This is a genomic window from Vibrio sp. 1249-1, assembly GCF_033340495.1.
On the sequence record NZ_JAWOWJ010000005.1, the window covers coordinates 173,472 to 189,468 of the forward strand.

The 15,997-nt window shown below is 44.4% G+C and carries 14 protein-coding genes and 2 tRNA genes; 12 read left to right on the plus strand and 4 right to left on the minus strand.

Annotated features, from left to right (window positions below):
- Positions 1–7 precede the first annotated feature (7 nt).
- Entirely contained in the window at positions 8–1,300 is a 1,293-nt protein-coding gene (locus R7Z50_RS11450) for a peptidoglycan DD-metalloendopeptidase family protein (protein ID WP_033905576.1), read from the minus strand.
- Between the two features lie 130 nt (positions 1,301–1,430).
- Here R7Z50_RS11450 and tyrS point away from each other — a divergent pair, with 130 nt between their 5' ends.
- The gene (gene tyrS / locus R7Z50_RS11455; RefSeq protein WP_017820416.1) at positions 1,431–2,618 is read left to right on the plus strand and encodes a tyrosine--tRNA ligase; all 1,188 of its coding nucleotides are present in this window, start codon (positions 1,431–1,433) and stop codon (positions 2,616–2,618) included.
- A 418-nt stretch (positions 2,619–3,036) separates the two neighbouring features.
- Positions 3,037–3,882, plus strand: coding sequence for a magnesium transporter (locus R7Z50_RS11460; RefSeq protein ID WP_005380062.1), 846 nt, complete (start codon positions 3,037–3,039; stop codon positions 3,880–3,882).
- Here the strand turns inward: R7Z50_RS11460 and dacB are convergent.
- Both dacB and R7Z50_RS11470 read right to left on the minus strand, forming a co-directional pair.
- Positions 3,861–5,282 carry a serine-type D-Ala-D-Ala carboxypeptidase gene (gene dacB, locus R7Z50_RS11465; RefSeq protein ID WP_318149084.1) on the minus strand — a complete coding sequence of 474 codons (1,422 nt, stop codon included), beginning with the start codon at positions 5,280–5,282 and terminating at the stop codon, positions 3,861–3,863. The two genes, R7Z50_RS11460 and dacB, sit on opposite strands and share 22 nt — an antisense overlap.
- 186 nt (positions 5,283–5,468) lie before the next feature.
- Positions 5,469–6,491, minus strand: coding sequence for a porin (locus tag R7Z50_RS11470; protein ID WP_005380064.1), 1,023 nt, complete (start codon positions 6,489–6,491; stop codon positions 5,469–5,471).
- A 545-nt stretch (positions 6,492–7,036) separates the two neighbouring features.
- Between R7Z50_RS11470 and greA the strand changes: the two genes are divergently transcribed.
- Positions 7,037–7,510 carry a transcription elongation factor GreA gene (gene greA, locus R7Z50_RS11475; RefSeq protein ID WP_005380065.1) on the plus strand — a complete coding sequence of 158 codons (474 nt, stop codon included), beginning with the start codon at positions 7,037–7,039 and terminating at the stop codon, positions 7,508–7,510.
- An 84-nt stretch (positions 7,511–7,594) separates the two neighbouring features.
- On the opposite strand, the gene yhbY is transcribed toward greA, so the two are convergent.
- Positions 7,595–7,891, minus strand: a complete 297-nt coding sequence (gene yhbY, locus R7Z50_RS11480; protein ID WP_005380066.1) for a ribosome assembly RNA-binding protein YhbY — start codon at positions 7,889–7,891, stop codon at positions 7,595–7,597.
- A 138-nt stretch (positions 7,892–8,029) separates the two neighbouring features.
- Here yhbY and rlmE point away from each other — a divergent pair, with 138 nt between their 5' ends.
- From rlmE to nusA, 9 genes are all read left to right on the plus strand, one after another.
- Positions 8,030–8,659 carry a 23S rRNA (uridine(2552)-2'-O)-methyltransferase RlmE gene (gene rlmE, locus R7Z50_RS11485; protein WP_005388985.1) on the plus strand — a complete coding sequence of 210 codons (630 nt, stop codon included), beginning with the start codon at positions 8,030–8,032 and terminating at the stop codon, positions 8,657–8,659.
- A gap of 108 nt (positions 8,660–8,767) precedes the next feature.
- Entirely contained in the window at positions 8,768–10,741 is a 1,974-nt protein-coding gene (ftsH, locus tag R7Z50_RS11490; protein WP_017635895.1) for an ATP-dependent zinc metalloprotease FtsH, read from the plus strand.
- Positions 10,742–10,793: 52 nt separating this feature from the next.
- Positions 10,794–11,624 carry a dihydropteroate synthase gene (folP, locus tag R7Z50_RS11495; protein ID WP_017820419.1) on the plus strand — a complete coding sequence of 277 codons (831 nt, stop codon included), beginning with the start codon at positions 10,794–10,796 and terminating at the stop codon, positions 11,622–11,624.
- 19 nt (positions 11,625–11,643) lie between these two features.
- Entirely contained in the window at positions 11,644–12,984 is a 1,341-nt protein-coding gene (gene glmM / locus R7Z50_RS11500) for a phosphoglucosamine mutase (protein WP_005388992.1), read from the plus strand.
- 220 nt (positions 12,985–13,204) lie between these two features.
- Positions 13,205–13,543 (plus strand): preprotein translocase subunit SecG, encoded by a 339-nt coding sequence (gene secG, locus R7Z50_RS11505; protein WP_005380080.1) that lies wholly within the window; start codon positions 13,205–13,207, stop codon positions 13,541–13,543.
- Positions 13,544–13,559: 16 nt separating this feature from the next.
- A tRNA-Leu gene (locus tag R7Z50_RS11510) sits at positions 13,560–13,643 on the plus strand.
- A gap of 56 nt (positions 13,644–13,699) precedes the next feature.
- Positions 13,700–13,776, plus strand: a tRNA-Met gene (locus R7Z50_RS11515).
- A 225-nt stretch (positions 13,777–14,001) separates the two neighbouring features.
- Positions 14,002–14,457 (plus strand): ribosome maturation factor RimP, encoded by a 456-nt coding sequence (rimP, locus tag R7Z50_RS11520; protein WP_005386424.1) that lies wholly within the window; start codon positions 14,002–14,004, stop codon positions 14,455–14,457.
- Positions 14,458–14,493: 36 nt separating this feature from the next.
- Positions 14,494–15,981: a transcription termination factor NusA gene (gene nusA, locus R7Z50_RS11525; RefSeq protein WP_053306752.1), complete on the plus strand. Its 1,488-nt coding sequence runs from the start codon at positions 14,494–14,496 to the stop codon at positions 15,979–15,981.
- Positions 15,982–15,997 lie beyond the last annotated feature (16 nt).

Consider the following 15,997-nt stretch of genomic DNA (forward strand, 5'->3'; position numbering starts at 1 on the left):
CCTTGCCTTACTTCATTGCTAACAGTTTGCTGTAGCGTTCAAGCTTGTCCATGCTAACTTTCGCGTTTGCCATGAAAGTTTGTCTCGCTTTTCCTGTCAGGGATTTAGATTGTGGCAAATTCACCGTGCGCGGGTTTTTATGGACACCATTCACAAGGAACTCATAGTGCAGGTGAGGGCCAGTTACACGGCCAGTTCCGCCAAGCGTACCGATGGTTTGGCCTTGCTTAACGCGTTGACCAGCCCGTACAGTACGTTTGGTTAAGTGCAGGTACTTGGTAATGTAAGTATTACTATGTTTAATGAAAACGTAGTTACCATTAAATTTGTTGTAAGACGATTTTTGAACGACACCATCACCAGCCGCCCAAATCGGGGTGCCCACTGGTGCTGCATAGTCCGTGCCTCTATGAGGACGAACGCGTCCCGTCACTGGATGTAAGCGGCGTGGGTTGAAGTTAGACGAAACTCGACGGAAATCCAACGGCGCGCGTAAGAATGCTTTTTTCATTGCACGCCCATTTTCGTCGTAATACTTGCCACTTTTCTGATCCAATATTGCGGTAAAGGTATCGCCTTGGTTTTTAAAGATCGCAGCAATGATTTTTCCACGGCCGATTACTTCTCCTTCTACCACTTCCTCTTGGTAAAGTACTCGGAAGCTATCGTTTTTACGAATATCTAAAGCAAAGTCGATGTCCCAACCAAATATGCCAGCCAGTTCCATGATTTGGTTACCATTTAATCCAGAAGATATTCCTGCATTCCAAAAGTTTGATTTGATGGTGGCTTCTGCGTAGTTGTACTGGAAGTCGACTTCTTTCTTATCAACTTCAGAAACGTACTTGCCGTCTTTTAATGTGATACGAAAAGTCTCGAACGCGCTTAGTGTCCTTCTTAGCTGCACCAAGTCGTTATTTTCGTCAAAGCCAAATTGCAATCGGTCACCAGGTCGAAGCCGAGTTAACTGTTTTTCTACTTCTTTGTCTGATGACACCAGTTCATGTAATAGACGAGCAGAAAGCCCTACGCGACTAAATAAGATGGCAGCACTCTCGCCATTTTTTACCTTGTATGTCTCCCAGCGCAGCACGGCGGGAACCGCAGGCGATGAACTATTTAGTGCACTGAGTTCGAGGGAAACTGGCACAGGATAATGTTGACCAACTTTTAATCGGCTCTGCTGCGGGTCTAGGTCTTGCGGATCAGGTAAAAAGAAGAGCGCGAAGATAATCAGCGCACTAAAAAAACCGATCAATACTTTGTGCAAGAGTGGAAGTCGGACAAAAATCGAATGCATGAGGTACTTGATTGCTAAATTAAACGGAAAAAGTGACAACTACCTAGTCTAACGTGTTTCAAAATGCATCGCTATTCAAGTAATATGTTCAGCTATTATATTTTTGCCAAATCTGTGGGAGTGAACAAGAATGGCGAGCATTGAAGCTGCACTAGCCGAGATTAAGCGCGGTGTTGAAGAGCTGATTCCAGAAGAAGAGCTAATCGCAAAACTAAAAGAAGACCGTCCTCTACGTATTAAATTGGGCGCTGATCCAACAGCACCTGACATTCACCTAGGCCATACGGTTATTTTCAATAAGCTTCGCTTGTTCCAAGAACTAGGTCATGAAGTGACGTTCCTAATCGGTGACTTCACTGCAATGGTTGGTGACCCAACAGGTAAAAACACAACTCGTCCACCGCTAAGTCGCGAAGACGTATTGCGTAACGCTGAAACGTACAAAGAGCAAGTGTTCAAAATTCTCGATCCTGCAAAGACTAAAATTCAGTTTAACTCTGAGTGGCTGTCTGAACTGGGCGCAGAAGGTATGATTCGCCTTGCGGCAAACCAAACCGTTGCTCGTATGCTAGAGCGTGACGACTTTAAAAAGCGTTACGCGGGTGGTCAGCCAATTGCTATTCATGAGTTCATGTACCCACTTCTACAAGGCTGGGACTCAGTAGCAATGGAAACGGATGTTGAATTAGGTGGTACAGACCAGAAGTTCAACCTTCTAATGGGTCGTGAACTGCAAAAGTCTCACGGTCAAAAACCTCAGGTTGTACTGATGATGCCGCTTCTAGTGGGCCTTGATGGCGAGAAGAAGATGTCTAAGTCAGCAAACAACTACATCGGTATCAGCGAAGCGCCAAGCGAAATGTTTGGTAAAATCATGTCTATTTCTGATGACCTAATGTGGAGCTACTACGAGCTGCTCTCTTTCCGTCCTCTGGAAGAGATTGCTCAATTCAAAGCTGATGTAGAAGCGGGCAAAAACCCTCGTGACATCAAAGTATTGCTAGCAAAAGAAATTATTGCTCGTTTCCACAGTGAAGCCGATGCCGATGCAGCAGAGCAAGAATTCGTAAACCGTTTTGCGAAGAACCAAATTCCTGATGAAATGCCAGAGTTTGACTTTGACGCAGGTCGCCCAGTGAGTAATCTGTTGAAAGAAGCAGGTTTATGTCCATCATCGTCAGATGCGATGCGCATGGTTAAGCAGGGCGCTGTGAAGATTGATGGTGAAAAAATTGCGGACAGCAAATTTGCTCCAGAAGCGGGTACTTACGTGTTCCAAGTAGGTAAACGTAAATTTGCTCGTATTACTATTCAGTAATCCATAATGACTGCAAATGAAAGCGTCCGAAGGGCGCTTTTTTTGTATGAAAATTTAGCAAAAACGGCAAAGTAAAACTTCCATACCTGATGAACTTTGCTACTATACTTGCGCTGCCAATAATGGCAGCGCTATCGGAGATTTACATGAACAATACCGACCATCCTCCCAGTCGTTGGGTGAGTAAGATTAAGGGAGCGAAATAACCCGCTTCGGTATTGGCGATCTCCGCCTTACCTAAGTGGTGAGGCATCTTTTCTAATTTTTTTCTCGTTATTTCCTTCATACATTCTGAATAGACAGTGCATTCGCATTGGTTTTCTCTGTGCATCTTATTTGTTGTCTGACTTTTAGCGTGCAAGAGTGGCTTTTCATGCTTTGTCGATGGTCGTTACCAATGCCAATCGGGAGATTCGCCATGACGGTAATGAACAACACTTTTATTGAAACAACACCAAACTTTTCTGAAGTAGAAATTGGTGCAGCTCGCAATGCATTCTTGCAGTACGAGCAAGAGCAACAAGTCCATTTGCTTACGGTTATGCCGATTGATGAGGCTGTAGGTATTTTACAGCATTGCTCTGTCGGCTATGTGAATAGTCTTATTGCTCAACTTGAGCAAGCAGGCCATGACAAACGCGCACGTCATTATGCTCACCAATTAGGTCTGCATATGTCTGAAGTTGATACACCTGATGGTTATTTATCGACTAGTGTTTTGGGGCACGTGAAGCAGCGTATTGGGTGGATCATTGCACTGGCTCTTTTAGGGATAGTGTCAGGCTTGATCATTGCTCAGTATGAGGACACCCTTAGTCAGCTTGTTTTACTTGCAGTGTACATGCCAGTGATTGCAGCTGCTGGTGGTAACACAGGAACACAAGCAGCAACTTTAGTGATTCGTGCTCTTGCTACTGGAGAGTTAAAAAAACGCCAATGGTTAGAAGTTTTGTGGAAAGAGAGCCGAGTCGCTCTATTTATTGCGCTAGCGATCGCTATCGTGATGATTGGACGCATTATGTTATTTAGTGCAGGACAATCAACAGGAGGCTTTGAACTGACCGATATCGCACTGGCAATAGCAGTTGCGCTGTTCATTCAAGTCACCATTTCTACAACATTGGGCGGGCTGTTGCCAATTATTGCACGAGCTTGCAAGTTGGACCCAGCCGTATTGGTGAGTCCAGTTCTTGCGTCTATCGTCGATATTTCAGGAATGTGGATTTACTTTAACGTGGTGAACTATTTCTTAGGTATTGCCTGACTAAAGTTCACAATGTCATTGTAAAAAAGCTGCTCAAAATGTGTAATCGGGGCGATGACAGGTGTGTTGTCGTCCCGTTTTTCTGGGAAGTAGTCTGAAACAAACTGAACAAAAATGGTGTTAGGTTGACCATTTTTATCCAAGCCATATCCAGCCATATTGTAAGTCCCGTAGATAGAGCCACTTTTCGCTATCAGCTGTCCTTTAATTGGAAGTTTTCGCATACTTTGTCGGTACTTTAATGTGCCGGATTCACCTGATTTCGGCATGATGGCAATCAATTTGAGTTCGTTTTCATGCTTCCAAATATAGCGCAGCATTTCAGCCATCTTGGTCGCGGAGATCCGGTTATTTCGCGAAAGTCCTGAGCCGTCTTCTAGGCGCGCATTACGAATATCAATACCAGTGTTGGCGAAAATGATCTGCTTGATCGCTTCTGTACCGTTAGTAAAACTGCCTGGCTGAACGAAAAATTTAGCACCAAGTGTTTTGGTTAATGTGTCGGCAATCAAGTTGTCAGAGTTTTTGAGCATATCTTCAAGAATGTCTGGTAAGGCCTTTGATTGATGCATTGCGATGAGCTTTCGCTGCTTTTCTGGCGCCGTACCGACCCTAATCTTTCCTGATACCCCAATGTTGAGCTCCTTAAGCAAAGTCGCCAACCTTTGACTGGTGTAACGCTCAGGGTCTTGAACCGCAAATTTCAGTGGCAATGGTTTGTCTCTTTCAACCAAGCACCCTGTTAGCTTGTAGTTGTTATCGGGATTTGCAACTAAACCTAAGTCACAATGACGACTTTTCTTAATGGTTTTAGAAACTGTTTCTACGGTACTTGTGACACGAATAGGTTGATGCTCTGGTACGTAGACCCGCGTTCCACCATCTTTTTGTGTATAGATAGAGGCTTGTACACAGTTGTTATTGAGTGTGATGGTCGATGCCGGAGCGCTGTAGCAAACTCCCAAGATATCCCACGGCCAGCCCACCGCACGGTTATAACCAGTGAATGCGCTGTTATCGAGCCATAGGTCACCGTTAATCCGTTTTAAGCCATTTTTCTTAGCTAGAGTGAGAAGTGATTTTAAGTCGTTGGTTTGGAGTGTTGGGTCGCCGACAAAGTAAATCACTGCATCTGAGTTCGACGTTTCCAGCTTGGTTCGAAACCGGAAATTATCACCCAGTTCTAGCTTTGCGGCTAATGCGGTGACGATTTTTAATGTACTCGCTGGTGGGAACAGTTGTCCGGTAGGATGAACACCGTCAAGCTCAGCATTTTCACAGAGTTTCTCCGCAACTAAACTGATGCGGGCGCCTTCAGGCAACACCTCTTGATGAGGGTACGCTTGTGAAAAAGCAGAAAGTAATGAAGAGAATATGAGCAAGAGCCAACGTAAACGCATAATGATACTTTCTAAGGTGAGTTATGTGATTGAGTATACGCAAGTCCTTTCAATATGCTAGGTAACTAAAGAAATGCTTCAAATGTCTTCATGAATGAGACACGAGAGAAAGGCGCGCTGCTTAAAATGAAGTATAAAAAATGCCCGCTTAAAGCGGGCATTCGATATTCTAGTCAAAGACCGGAATTAGAAGTCGTAACGTAGACCTAGAGCTAGCTCGTCTTCAGCATCGATCTTAGTTGCAACTGTTTTGCTAGTGTCAGTTGAACCAAACTTGTCACCTGCATCAATCAGGTTGAAGTTGTAAGAAATGTAACCACGGAAGTTAGGCTTGAAGTAGTAAGAAGCATCAACAGCGAAGTTGTTTGCAGAAGTTTCGTTGTTAGTTTCTGCATTGTTGTATGATGTTGTAAATACTGTTTGGCCTAGAGTGTAAGCACCCGCTAGCTCGTAACCAGTGTAATCAACTGTGTTACTGTTGTTTGAATCTTCCATTTTCTCGCCGTCAGTGAATACACCAGCGAAGTAAAGATCAGACATTGTGTAAGATGCAGCTAGCATGTACTCGTTAGCTTTGTCTTGATCTGCGTAACCAGCACCTAGCTCAAGACCAGTGTCAGCTAGAGCGTAGATTGCAGATAGAGAGTAACCGTCTTGTTTGTTGTCGTAGTACTCACCAGTGTTTTTGTTTTCCATACGATCAGCGAAGCGGTAGCTTGCTTTTACGCTTAGGTTTTCAAACTGGCCTTTGTAAGCCATCATGTTGTCTGTACGGTCTGATACAGCTAGTTTGTCTGCTGCAGAGTTACCGTGGTAAGCCATGATATCTGTGAAGTCAGTGATAACGCCTAGTGCACCTTCAGTTTTACCGTATGCGAACTCACCGTAAGCACCGCCAAGACCAGCGTAAGCAAGACGAGTTTCTAGATCGCTCTTGTCGTCGCCGTCTACAGTACCGTTTTGAGCAGTCTCAAACTCACCTTCCCAGAAACCAACACCGTATAGGTTGTCATTGATTTCTTGTTTACCAAGGAAGTTTAGACGGATGCGAGATTTGTCTTGAGCGTCGCCATCTTTCATAGATAGACGTGCTTCAGCACGGCCGCCCATTTCTAGAGAAGTACCGTCTTGGTTGTAAAGTTCAGCTGCGTTTACGCCAGTTGCCATAGCTGCTGCAGATACAGAAAGAGCAATTAGAGTCTTTTTCATCTTATTTGTCCTAGTTAGCTGTCCATAATCATTGTTGTATGGGGGAGAGGTGATCTCTCACAAGTTGTTGGTCCAAAATTGGCTAATTGAGCGATATAGTTCGCACTTGTAAGCCATTGATCTAACAACTCGCTGGACATGTTTTACTGCTAAAGTTTCCGTATGAGTTAGTAAAATGATATAAATCCCACTGATGAACACTGTTCAATTGTGCGTTGTTTTTATTTAAATTACTGTTTTTGATTGAAATTATTGGCAATGACATTGGCCTGACATTGATTAGTTTTTATCTTTTTTGAGGTTTTTGGTGTAATGAACAGTGTTGTTTTTCAATAAATTGAGAAGGTGATTCGCCCTAGAACCGCTCTAAAAGTGAGTTATATCATTATGCCGAAAAGGCATAGTCTTGCTGTCTTTCGAATTAAGATGATTTCGTCCGGGAGTTTGTTTACACTAAACGAAATACATCTTTAAGCGCACTACCCAGTCCTATGACAGGGTGGGCTTTTTTTGTCCAAAGACCCATTTGGGCTTGAGGTTATAAAATGGAAAAAGTTCCAATGACACTACGTGGCGAGCAAAAGCTACGTGCAGAACTCGATCGTCTACTTAAACTACGTCCTCAGATCTCAGAGGCAATTGCTGAAGCTCGTGAGCTAGGTGATTTAAAAGAGAATGCTGAATATCACGCCGCTCGTGAAGAGCAGGGCATTTGTGAAGCACAAATCCGTGACATTGAATACAAACTGTCAGTTGCTCAAGTTATTGATGTAACGAAGATGGAGAACACGGGTAAAGTTATTTTTGGTTCAACCGTAACCTTGATTGATATCGACACCGAAGAAGAAAAAACGTACCAAATCGTTGGTGATGACGAAGCCGATATCAAAGCAGGTCGCATTTCAGTGAGCTCACCTATTGCTCGTGGCCTGATTGGTAAGATGGAAGGCGATGAAGTTGCTATTCAAACTCCGGGTGGCGCGAAAGACTTCGAAATTGACCGAGTAGAATATATCTAAGTCGTTTGGAGTAGCATTACTACTCTGATAAAACGCAAAAAGGTCGCCTCAGGCGACCTTTTTTCTTCAGCAACGTAAGTAGAGTTACTTACGAGGGATTTCGATTTTACGCTCTTCAGACTGGCGGTATAGCACAAGCACTTTACCAATAGTCTGAACTTTTTCAGCGCCCGTCTCACGTACGATAGCGTCGATGATTAGCTGTTTTGTTTCACGATCTTCCGAAGCAACTTTTACTTTGATAAGTTCGTGATGGTTAAGAGCGATTTCAATTTCTGCTAGCACGGCTTCTGTAAGTCCATTTGCGCCCATTAGCACAACAGGTTTTAAACTGTGAGCTAGGCCTTTAAGGTGCTGCTTTTGTTTGGTGCTTAGGTTCATTACGCGGCCAATTTTCTTTAAAATAAGGGTTGAAAAAAGCTATTTTAACGCCATCTATTGCTGAAGACTATAATTTATTGAGTAATAGGTAGCGCCTATTAAAACAATAGCTCCAATTTGTGCCTTGTTGGGATTAAAATGAGTAAACAAAAACATTCGGCTAGTTCTGGTCGTTGGTTGAAAGAACACTTTGATGATAAATACGCGAATGAAGCCCGAAAAAAAGGCTACCGCTCACGTGCTTATTTCAAGATCGATGAGATTCAAACGAAAGATAAATTGTTAAAGCCTGGAATGACAGTCGTCGACTTGGGGGCCGCGCCGGGCGGATGGTCTCAATATGCTGCTAAGATAGTAGGGGACAGTGGTCAGATCATTGCGTGTGACTTGCTTCCTATGGACCCGATTGCTGGCGTTAGCTTTTTACAAGGCGACTTTCGTGATGATGCGGTATTGGAAGCTTTGCTAGAAAGGATCCAACCTTCCATGGTAGACGTAGTAATGTCTGATATGGCGCCTAACATCGCGGGAAACAATTCTGTTGATCAACCTCGCGCTATGTATTTAGTTGAATTAGCTTTAGATATGTGTCGACAAGTTCTAGCGCCTAATGGTAGCTTTGTCGTAAAGGTTTTCCAAGGGGAAGGCTTCGATCAGTATGTGAAAGAAGTCCGAGACATGTTTAAAGCCGTAAAAATTAGAAAACCAGACTCATCGCGAGCTCGCTCTCGAGAGGTCTTCGTCGTAGCCACTGGTTACAAAGGTTAACCATTTTGCTCTCTTGAGAGCGTGTTAACACTATAGCTACAGTTAATGAACTGTAGTACCCTACCTTTAATTACAATTAGTTATCGAGAGGCTTACACCTTGAGTGACATGGCAAAAAATTTAATTCTGTGGCTTGTTATCGCCGTCGTATTGATGTCGGTATTCCAGAGCTTTGGCCCTGGAGAAAGCAATGGCAGAACCGTGGATTACACCACGTTTGTACAGGAAGTTGGCCAAGGCCAGATTCAAGAAGCAACTTTTAAAGACGGTGAAATTAGCTTTGTTCGTCGTGGCGGCGGTGCCAAAATGGTCACTTACATGCCAGTGTATGACCAAAAGCTTCTAGATGACCTAATTAACCAAAACGTGAAAGTACAAGGCACGCCTCCAGAAGAGCAAAGCTTGCTTGGTACTATCTTCATCTCTTGGTTCCCAATGATCTTACTAATTGGTGTGTGGATTTTCTTCATGCGTCAAATGCAAGGCGGCGGTGGTAAAGGCGCCATGTCTTTTGGTAAGAGCAAAGCTCGAATGATGAGCGAAGAACAAATCAAGACAACTTTTGCTGACGTTGCTGGTTGTGACGAAGCAAAAGAAGACGTGAAAGAACTGGTGGACTACCTACGCGATCCAAGCCGCTTCCAAAAACTGGGCGGTAAGATTCCAACGGGTGTTCTAATGGTTGGTCCTCCTGGTACGGGTAAAACGCTTCTAGCGAAAGCCATTGCCGGTGAGGCGAAAGTACCATTCTTTACTATCTCTGGTTCTGATTTCGTAGAAATGTTCGTTGGTGTTGGTGCATCTCGTGTGCGTGACATGTTTGAACAAGCAAAGAAAGCTGCACCTTGTATCATCTTTATCGATGAGATCGATGCGGTAGGCCGTCAACGTGGCGCAGGTGTTGGTGGTGGTCATGATGAACGTGAACAAACACTAAACCAAATGCTCGTTGAGATGGATGGTTTCGAAGGTAACGAAGGTATTATCGTTATCGCTGCGACTAACCGTCCGGACGTGCTAGACCCTGCGCTACTGCGTCCTGGTCGTTTTGACCGTCAAGTGGTAGTTGGTCTTCCAGATGTACGTGGCCGTGAACAGATCCTAAAAGTTCACATGCGTAAGGTCCCTCTAGCGGGTGATGTAGAGCCTTCTCTCATCGCACGTGGTACTCCAGGCTTTTCTGGTGCTGACCTAGCAAACTTAGTTAACGAAGCAGCTCTGTTTGCTGCGCGTGGTAACAAGCGCAACGTTTCTATGGTTGAGTTTGAACTTGCGAAAGACAAAATCATGATGGGTGCCGAGCGCCGTTCAATGGTGATGTCTGAGGAAGTGAAAGAGTCAACCGCATACCACGAAGCGGGTCACGCGATTGTTGGTCGCTTGGTTCCTGAACACGATCCAGTGTACAAAGTGTCTATCATTCCACGTGGTCGTGCGTTGGGTGTAACAATGTACCTTCCAGAGCAGGACCGCGTGAGTATGTCTCGCCAACACCTAGAATCAATGATTTCTAGCTTGTACGGTGGTCGTTTAGCAGAAGAACTTATCTACGGTGCTGACAAAGTATCAACCGGTGCTTCTAATGATATCGAGCGCGCAACAGATATTGCTCGTAAGATGGTTACTCAATGGGGTTTCTCTGAAAAGCTTGGCCCTCTGCTGTATGCAGAAGATGAAGGCGAAGTGTTCTTAGGGCGTAGTGTAACTCAGACTAAACATGTGTCTGACGATACAGCGAAGTTGATTGATGACGAAGTTCGTCAGATCATTGACCGCAACTACGATCGTGCGAAGAAGATTCTTCAAGAGAACATGGATATCATGCATGCGATGAAAGATGCGCTGATGAAGTATGAAACCATTGATGCTCGCCAGATTGATGACTTAATGGAGCGCAAAGCTGAAATTCGTGAGCCTGCGGGCTGGAGTGATAACTCAGCAAGCAAACCAGAAGACAGCGACAAGCCTCAAGCAAAGCAAGAAGTTAAAGAAGAAGCAACGGAGACTGCGAAAGATGCAGAACAGCCTAGCTCTTCTGAAACAACTTCTAACGAAGCGCCTGAAAAGAAAGACTCTGAATAAAGAGTATCGATAATATTAAACCCCGAGTTATCTCGGGGTTTTTGTGTTTATGATGATGATTACAGCAAATAACAAATCTTTGGACCTTTCGCGTCCACATGTCATGGCCATTCTAAATGTGACACCGGATTCCTTTTCGGATGGCGGTAAATACAACTCAATTGAACTTGCTCTTGCTCAAGTTGATAAAATGATAAAGGCTGGTGTAAGTATTGTTGATGTTGGTGGTGAATCGACAAGACCTGGTGCACCGGATGTGTCTTTGGAAGAAGAGCTTAGGCGTGTTGTCCCAGTAATCAAAGCCATTCGTGAAAAGTATGATGTGTGGATTTCCGTTGACACCAGTAAAGCAGAAGTGATGCGTCAAGCAATTGATGCTGGGGCTGATTTGATCAATGACATCCGCTCGCTGCAAGAGCCAGGTGCTCTGGAAGTCGCAGCAGAAGCAAACCTTCCAATTTGTCTGATGCATATGAAAGGTCAGCCTAGGACCATGCAAGTTGACCCTCATTATGATGATTTAATGGGGGACGTGTCGGCTTTTCTAGAAGAACGTATCGCGGCGTGTGAAGCAGCAGGGATTGATAAATCTCAACTGATTCTCGATCCTGGGTTTGGCTTTGGCAAAACAATCGAACACAATTATCATATGCTTGCTCATCTTGAAAAGTTTCATGAATTCGGCCTGCCTATTTTGGCTGGCATGTCTCGTAAATCCATGATCTTCAAACTGTTAGACAAGCCAGCGGCAGAGTGTACGAACGCAAGTGTTGTTTGTGCTACGATTGCCGCGATGAAAGGCGCGCAGATCATTCGCGTGCATGACTTTGAAGAGACAATCGAAGCAATGAAAGTTGTTGAGATGACGAAAAACAATATTTAAAAATAATAAAGGAAAGTTTATGTCGAATGAAAGACGTTACTTTGGTACTGACGGTGTGCGCGGTAAAGTAGGACAATACCCAATCACTCCAGACTTCGTACTTAAGCTTGGCTGGGCTGCTGGTCGTGTACTAGCGAAACAAGGCACAAAGAAAGTTATCATAGGTAAAGATACACGTATTTCAGGTTATATGCTTGAATCTGCACTAGAGGCAGGCCTTGCAGCTGCGGGACTTAAAGCAACATTTACTGGTCCCATGCCAACTCCAGCTGTGGCATATTTAACTCAGACTTTCCGTGCCGAGGCTGGTATTGTGATTTCTGCATCACATAACCCATATTACGACAACGGAATTAAATTCTTTTCTTCTGAGGGTACTAAGCTACCTGACGATATCGAATTGGCGATCGAAGCTGAGTTAGATAAAGAAATTGAATGTGTGGAGTCTGCTGAGCTTGGTAAAGCAACCCGTCTAAATGATGCAGCTGGTCGTTACATCGAATTCTGTAAGAGTACTTTCCCATCTGAGTTGAGCCTTGCGAACTTTAAGATCGTAGTAGACTGTGCGCACGGTGCAACGTACCACATCGCTCCAAATGTCTTCAAAGAACTTGGGGCAGAAGTTATCGCTATGGGCGTAGAGCCTAACGGCATCAACATTAATGAAAAAGTGGGCGCAACAGACGTACGAGCACTTCAACAGCGTGTTGTTGAAGAGCAAGCGCACCTTGGTCTCGCATTTGATGGTGATGGTGACCGCATCATTATGGTCGATCACCTAGGTAACAAAGTTGATGGTGACCAAATTGCTTATATCATCGCTCGTGATGCTCTTCGTCGTGGTGAGCTAAAGGGTGGTGTTGTTGGTACACTAATGACTAACTTGGGTATGGAAAATGGTTTAAAGCAGCTAGGCATTCCGTTTGTACGTGCCGCTGTTGGTGACCGTTATGTCATGGAGCAACTGCTAGAAAAAGGTTGGAAAATTGGTGCTGAAAACTCAGGCCATGTGATCTTATTAGATAAAGTCACAACCGGCGATGCGATTGTTGCTGCACTTCAAGTACTTGCTTCTGTAATTGGCAGCGATATGTCTTTATATGAACTATCGCAAGGAATGACACTATATCCTCAGGTTTTAGAAAATGTCCGTTTCTCAGGAGAAAGTAACCCTCTTGAAGCTACAGCTGTATTAAACGCTGTCGCTGAAGTAGAGGCGACACTTGGTGATAAAGGGCGTGTACTGCTGCGTAAGTCTGGCACTGAGCCTTTGATCCGCGTTATGGTGGAAGGCGAAGATGGTGAACTAGTTCAACACTCAGCATTGAAAATCGCTGAGGCTGTTAAAGCAAGTTGTTAATCATTGCGTTAAAGCATGTCTTGAATGAAAAGGGCATCTTTTGCCCTTTTTTTGAGCGCTTAACGCATTGGCATTGATTTTTTACTAATTTTCCCTTGTCAGCGTTACTGGCTTTCGCTAGTATTGCTCCGCCTCCCGTTAGGAGGTCGCTAGCCTTGTTCATAATGATTTATTCTTTTGAACGGCGCTGGCTCAACAATTTGGAACATAGGTGGAAAAAATGTTTTCAGTTCTACTTGTGATTTACCTGTTGGCAGCGCTTGGTGTGATTGGCCTTGTGTTGATTCAACAAGGTAAAGGCGCAGATATGGGAGCCTCGTTCGGTGCTGGTGCTTCAAACACAGTGTTTGGTGCTGGCGGCTCAGGTAATTTCTTAACCCGAACAACTGCTATTTTAGCAACCGTATTCTTTATCGTTAGCTTGTTACTTGGTCGTATGTCTACGCACCAGACTGAATCACAATGGGTAGACCCAACGTTAGGTCAACCAGTTGTTGAACAAGTTAAGGATGCAGCGAGTGAAGTTCCTGCCCCAGCGGGTGATGAAATTCCTCAATAAGCTGTAAGGTTTTGATGCCGAGATGGTGAAATTGGTAGACACGCTAGCATGAGGTGCTAGTGCCTTAGGTGTGAGGGTTCGAGTCCCTCTCTCGGCACCATGTATTTACAAACTTGTAAATCACTTGTTTGCGAGTATAATGCTCAGCAAGTCGGACGCGGGGTGGAGCAGCTTGGTAGCTCGTCGGGCTCATAACCCGAAGGTCGTCGGTTCAAATCCGGCCCCCGCAACCAATCTCTTTCTTTAAAAGGAAATCGTAGATTGGCAAGTTTGCGTAGTGCTAACCACACTACGAGTTAAGAAAAGCAATTGTTGGCTATTCTTAACGTATCAGGGTCCAGCAGCATAAAACCCCGACTATCGGGGTTTTTTGTTATCTGAGCTTTTTGAAATAGCTCAGATACTGCTTGGTTTTTTGATTGGGCTCTGAGCCCTTTTTTTGTTTCTGGAGTGGTTAAATGACTGGTTTAGAAAGACAACTTACTGAAATGCTTGACGCGCCAGTAGCGGCATCAGGTTATGAGTTAGTTGGATTAGAATTCATTCGTGCAGGCGCGCACTCAACGTTACGTATCTACATTGACCATGAAAATGGTATTAACGTAGACGACTGTGCAGAAGTTAGCCACCAAGTTAGTGCAGTTTTAGACGTTGAAGATCCAATTTCTGTTGCTTACAGCCTAGAAGTGTCTTCTCCAGGTTTAGAAAGACCACTTTTTAAAGCAGCACATTACGAGCAATTTATTGGTCACGAGGTCAGCATCGTATTGAAAATGGCTGTAGCAAACCGTCGTAAGTGGAAAGGTATTATCCACGGTGTTGATGGCGAAACAGTGACAATTACTGTAGACGGTCAGCAAGAAGAGTTTGCTCTAAGTAACATTTCCAAAGCTAACCTGATCCCTAAATTTTAGTTCCCTAAAAAAGTTTAAGCTTAGAGGCTAAATACAATGAGTAAAGAAATTTTAGCGGTAGCAGAAGCGGTATCGAACGAAAAAGCGGTACCTCGTGAGCGTATCTTTGAGGCTCTTGAGATTGCTCTAGCAACTTCTACAAAGAAAAAATACGAAATCGAAATCGACGTACGTGTTGCCATTGACCGTAAAACCGGTGAGTTTGTCACTTACCGCCGTTGGTTAGTTGTTGATGACGTTGAGAACCCTACAAAAGAGATCTCACTAGAAGCAGCGCAATACGAAGATGACTCAATCGGGCTTGGCGACTACGTAGAAGACGAAATCGAATCTGTAACGTTTGACCGTATTACGACTCAAACTGCTAAACAAGTTATCGTTCAAAAAGTTCGTGAAGCTGAGCGCGCACAAATCGTTGAACAGTTCATCGACAATGAAGGTGATCTAATCACTGGTGTCGTGAAAAAAGTAAACCGTGACACAATCGTGCTTGATCTTGGTAATAACGCTGAAGCGGTAATCCTGCGTGATGACCAACTTCCTCGTGAAAACTTCCGTCCAGGCGACCGCGTACGTGGCCTTCTTTACAAAGTCGCGCCTGAAGCACGTGGTTTCCAATTGTTCATCACTCGTTCTAAGCCAGAAATGTTGGCAGAACTGTTCCGTGTTGAAGTGCCTGAAATCGCAGAAGATATTATCGAGCTTAAAGGCGCAGCACGTGATCCTGGTTCTCGCGCTAAGATCGCTGTCAAAACAAATGACAAACGTATCGACCCTGTAGGTGCGTGTGTTGGTATGCGTGGTGCACGTGTACAAGCTGTTTCTGGCGAACTTGGTGGGGAGCGTATCGATATCGTTCTTTGGGATGATAACCCAGCTCAATTCGTTATCAACGCAATGGCGCCAGCTGATGTTGCTTCTATCATCGTTGATGAGGATGCACACTCAATGGACATCGCAGTTGAAGCTGACAACCTAGCGCAAGCTATTGGTCGTAACGGTCAAAACGTGCGTCTAGCATCTCAACTAACCGGTTGGGAACTGAATGTTATGACAGTTGCTGATCTTCAGAAGAAACACGCTGAAGAATCACAAGCATCTATTGAAAACTTCATGAAGTACCTAGATATTGAAGAAGACTTCGCTCAACTTCTTGTTGAAGAAGGTTTCTCAACGCTAGAAGAAATCGCATACGTGCCAGTTAACGAGCTACTAGAAATCGATGGTTTGAATGAAGAACTAATCGAAGAGCTTCGTGGACGTGCAAAAGATGCACTAACGACGATCGCACTAGCACAAGAAGAGTCTTTTGAAGGTCTAGAACCAGCTGAGGACCTACTTGCACTTGAAGGTCTTGAGCGTGAGATGGCATTTAAATTGGCAGCGAAAGGTGTAGCGACACTGGAAGATCTTGCTGACCAAGGTATTGACGATTTAGAAGGTATCGAAGGCCTGACCGAAGAACGTGCAGGTGAGCTAATTATGGCCGCACGTAACATCTGTTGGTTCGGCGAAGAAGCATAATTTTCGGCAAGGAGGA

Coding starts and splice junctions, on each gene's coding strand:
- ftsH (WP_017635895.1), top strand. CDS start 8,768: ATGGCAAAAAATTTAATTCTGTGGCTTGTTATCGCCGTCGTATTGATG.
- rimP (WP_005386424.1), top strand. CDS start 14,002: ATGACTGGTTTAGAAAGACAACTTACTGAAATGCTTGACGCGCCAGTA.
- folP (WP_017820419.1), top strand. CDS start 10,794: ATGATGATTACAGCAAATAACAAATCTTTGGACCTTTCGCGTCCACAT.
- nusA (WP_053306752.1), top strand. CDS start 14,494: ATGAGTAAAGAAATTTTAGCGGTAGCAGAAGCGGTATCGAACGAAAAA.
- R7Z50_RS11470 (WP_005380064.1), bottom strand. CDS start 6,491: ATGAAAAAGACTCTAATTGCTCTTTCTGTATCTGCAGCAGCTATGGCA.
- R7Z50_RS11460 (WP_005380062.1), top strand. CDS start 3,037: ATGACGGTAATGAACAACACTTTTATTGAAACAACACCAAACTTTTCT.
- dacB (WP_318149084.1), bottom strand. CDS start 5,282: ATGCGTTTACGTTGGCTCTTGCTCATATTCTCTTCATTACTTTCTGCT.
- yhbY (WP_005380066.1), bottom strand. CDS start 7,891: ATGAACCTAAGCACCAAACAAAAGCAGCACCTTAAAGGCCTAGCTCAC.
- rlmE (WP_005388985.1), top strand. CDS start 8,030: ATGAGTAAACAAAAACATTCGGCTAGTTCTGGTCGTTGGTTGAAAGAA.
- R7Z50_RS11450 (WP_033905576.1), bottom strand. CDS start 1,300: ATGCATTCGATTTTTGTCCGACTTCCACTCTTGCACAAAGTATTGATC.
- glmM (WP_005388992.1), top strand. CDS start 11,644: ATGTCGAATGAAAGACGTTACTTTGGTACTGACGGTGTGCGCGGTAAA.
- secG (WP_005380080.1), top strand. CDS start 13,205: ATGTTTTCAGTTCTACTTGTGATTTACCTGTTGGCAGCGCTTGGTGTG.
- greA (WP_005380065.1), top strand. CDS start 7,037: ATGGAAAAAGTTCCAATGACACTACGTGGCGAGCAAAAGCTACGTGCA.
- tyrS (WP_017820416.1), top strand. CDS start 1,431: ATGGCGAGCATTGAAGCTGCACTAGCCGAGATTAAGCGCGGTGTTGAA.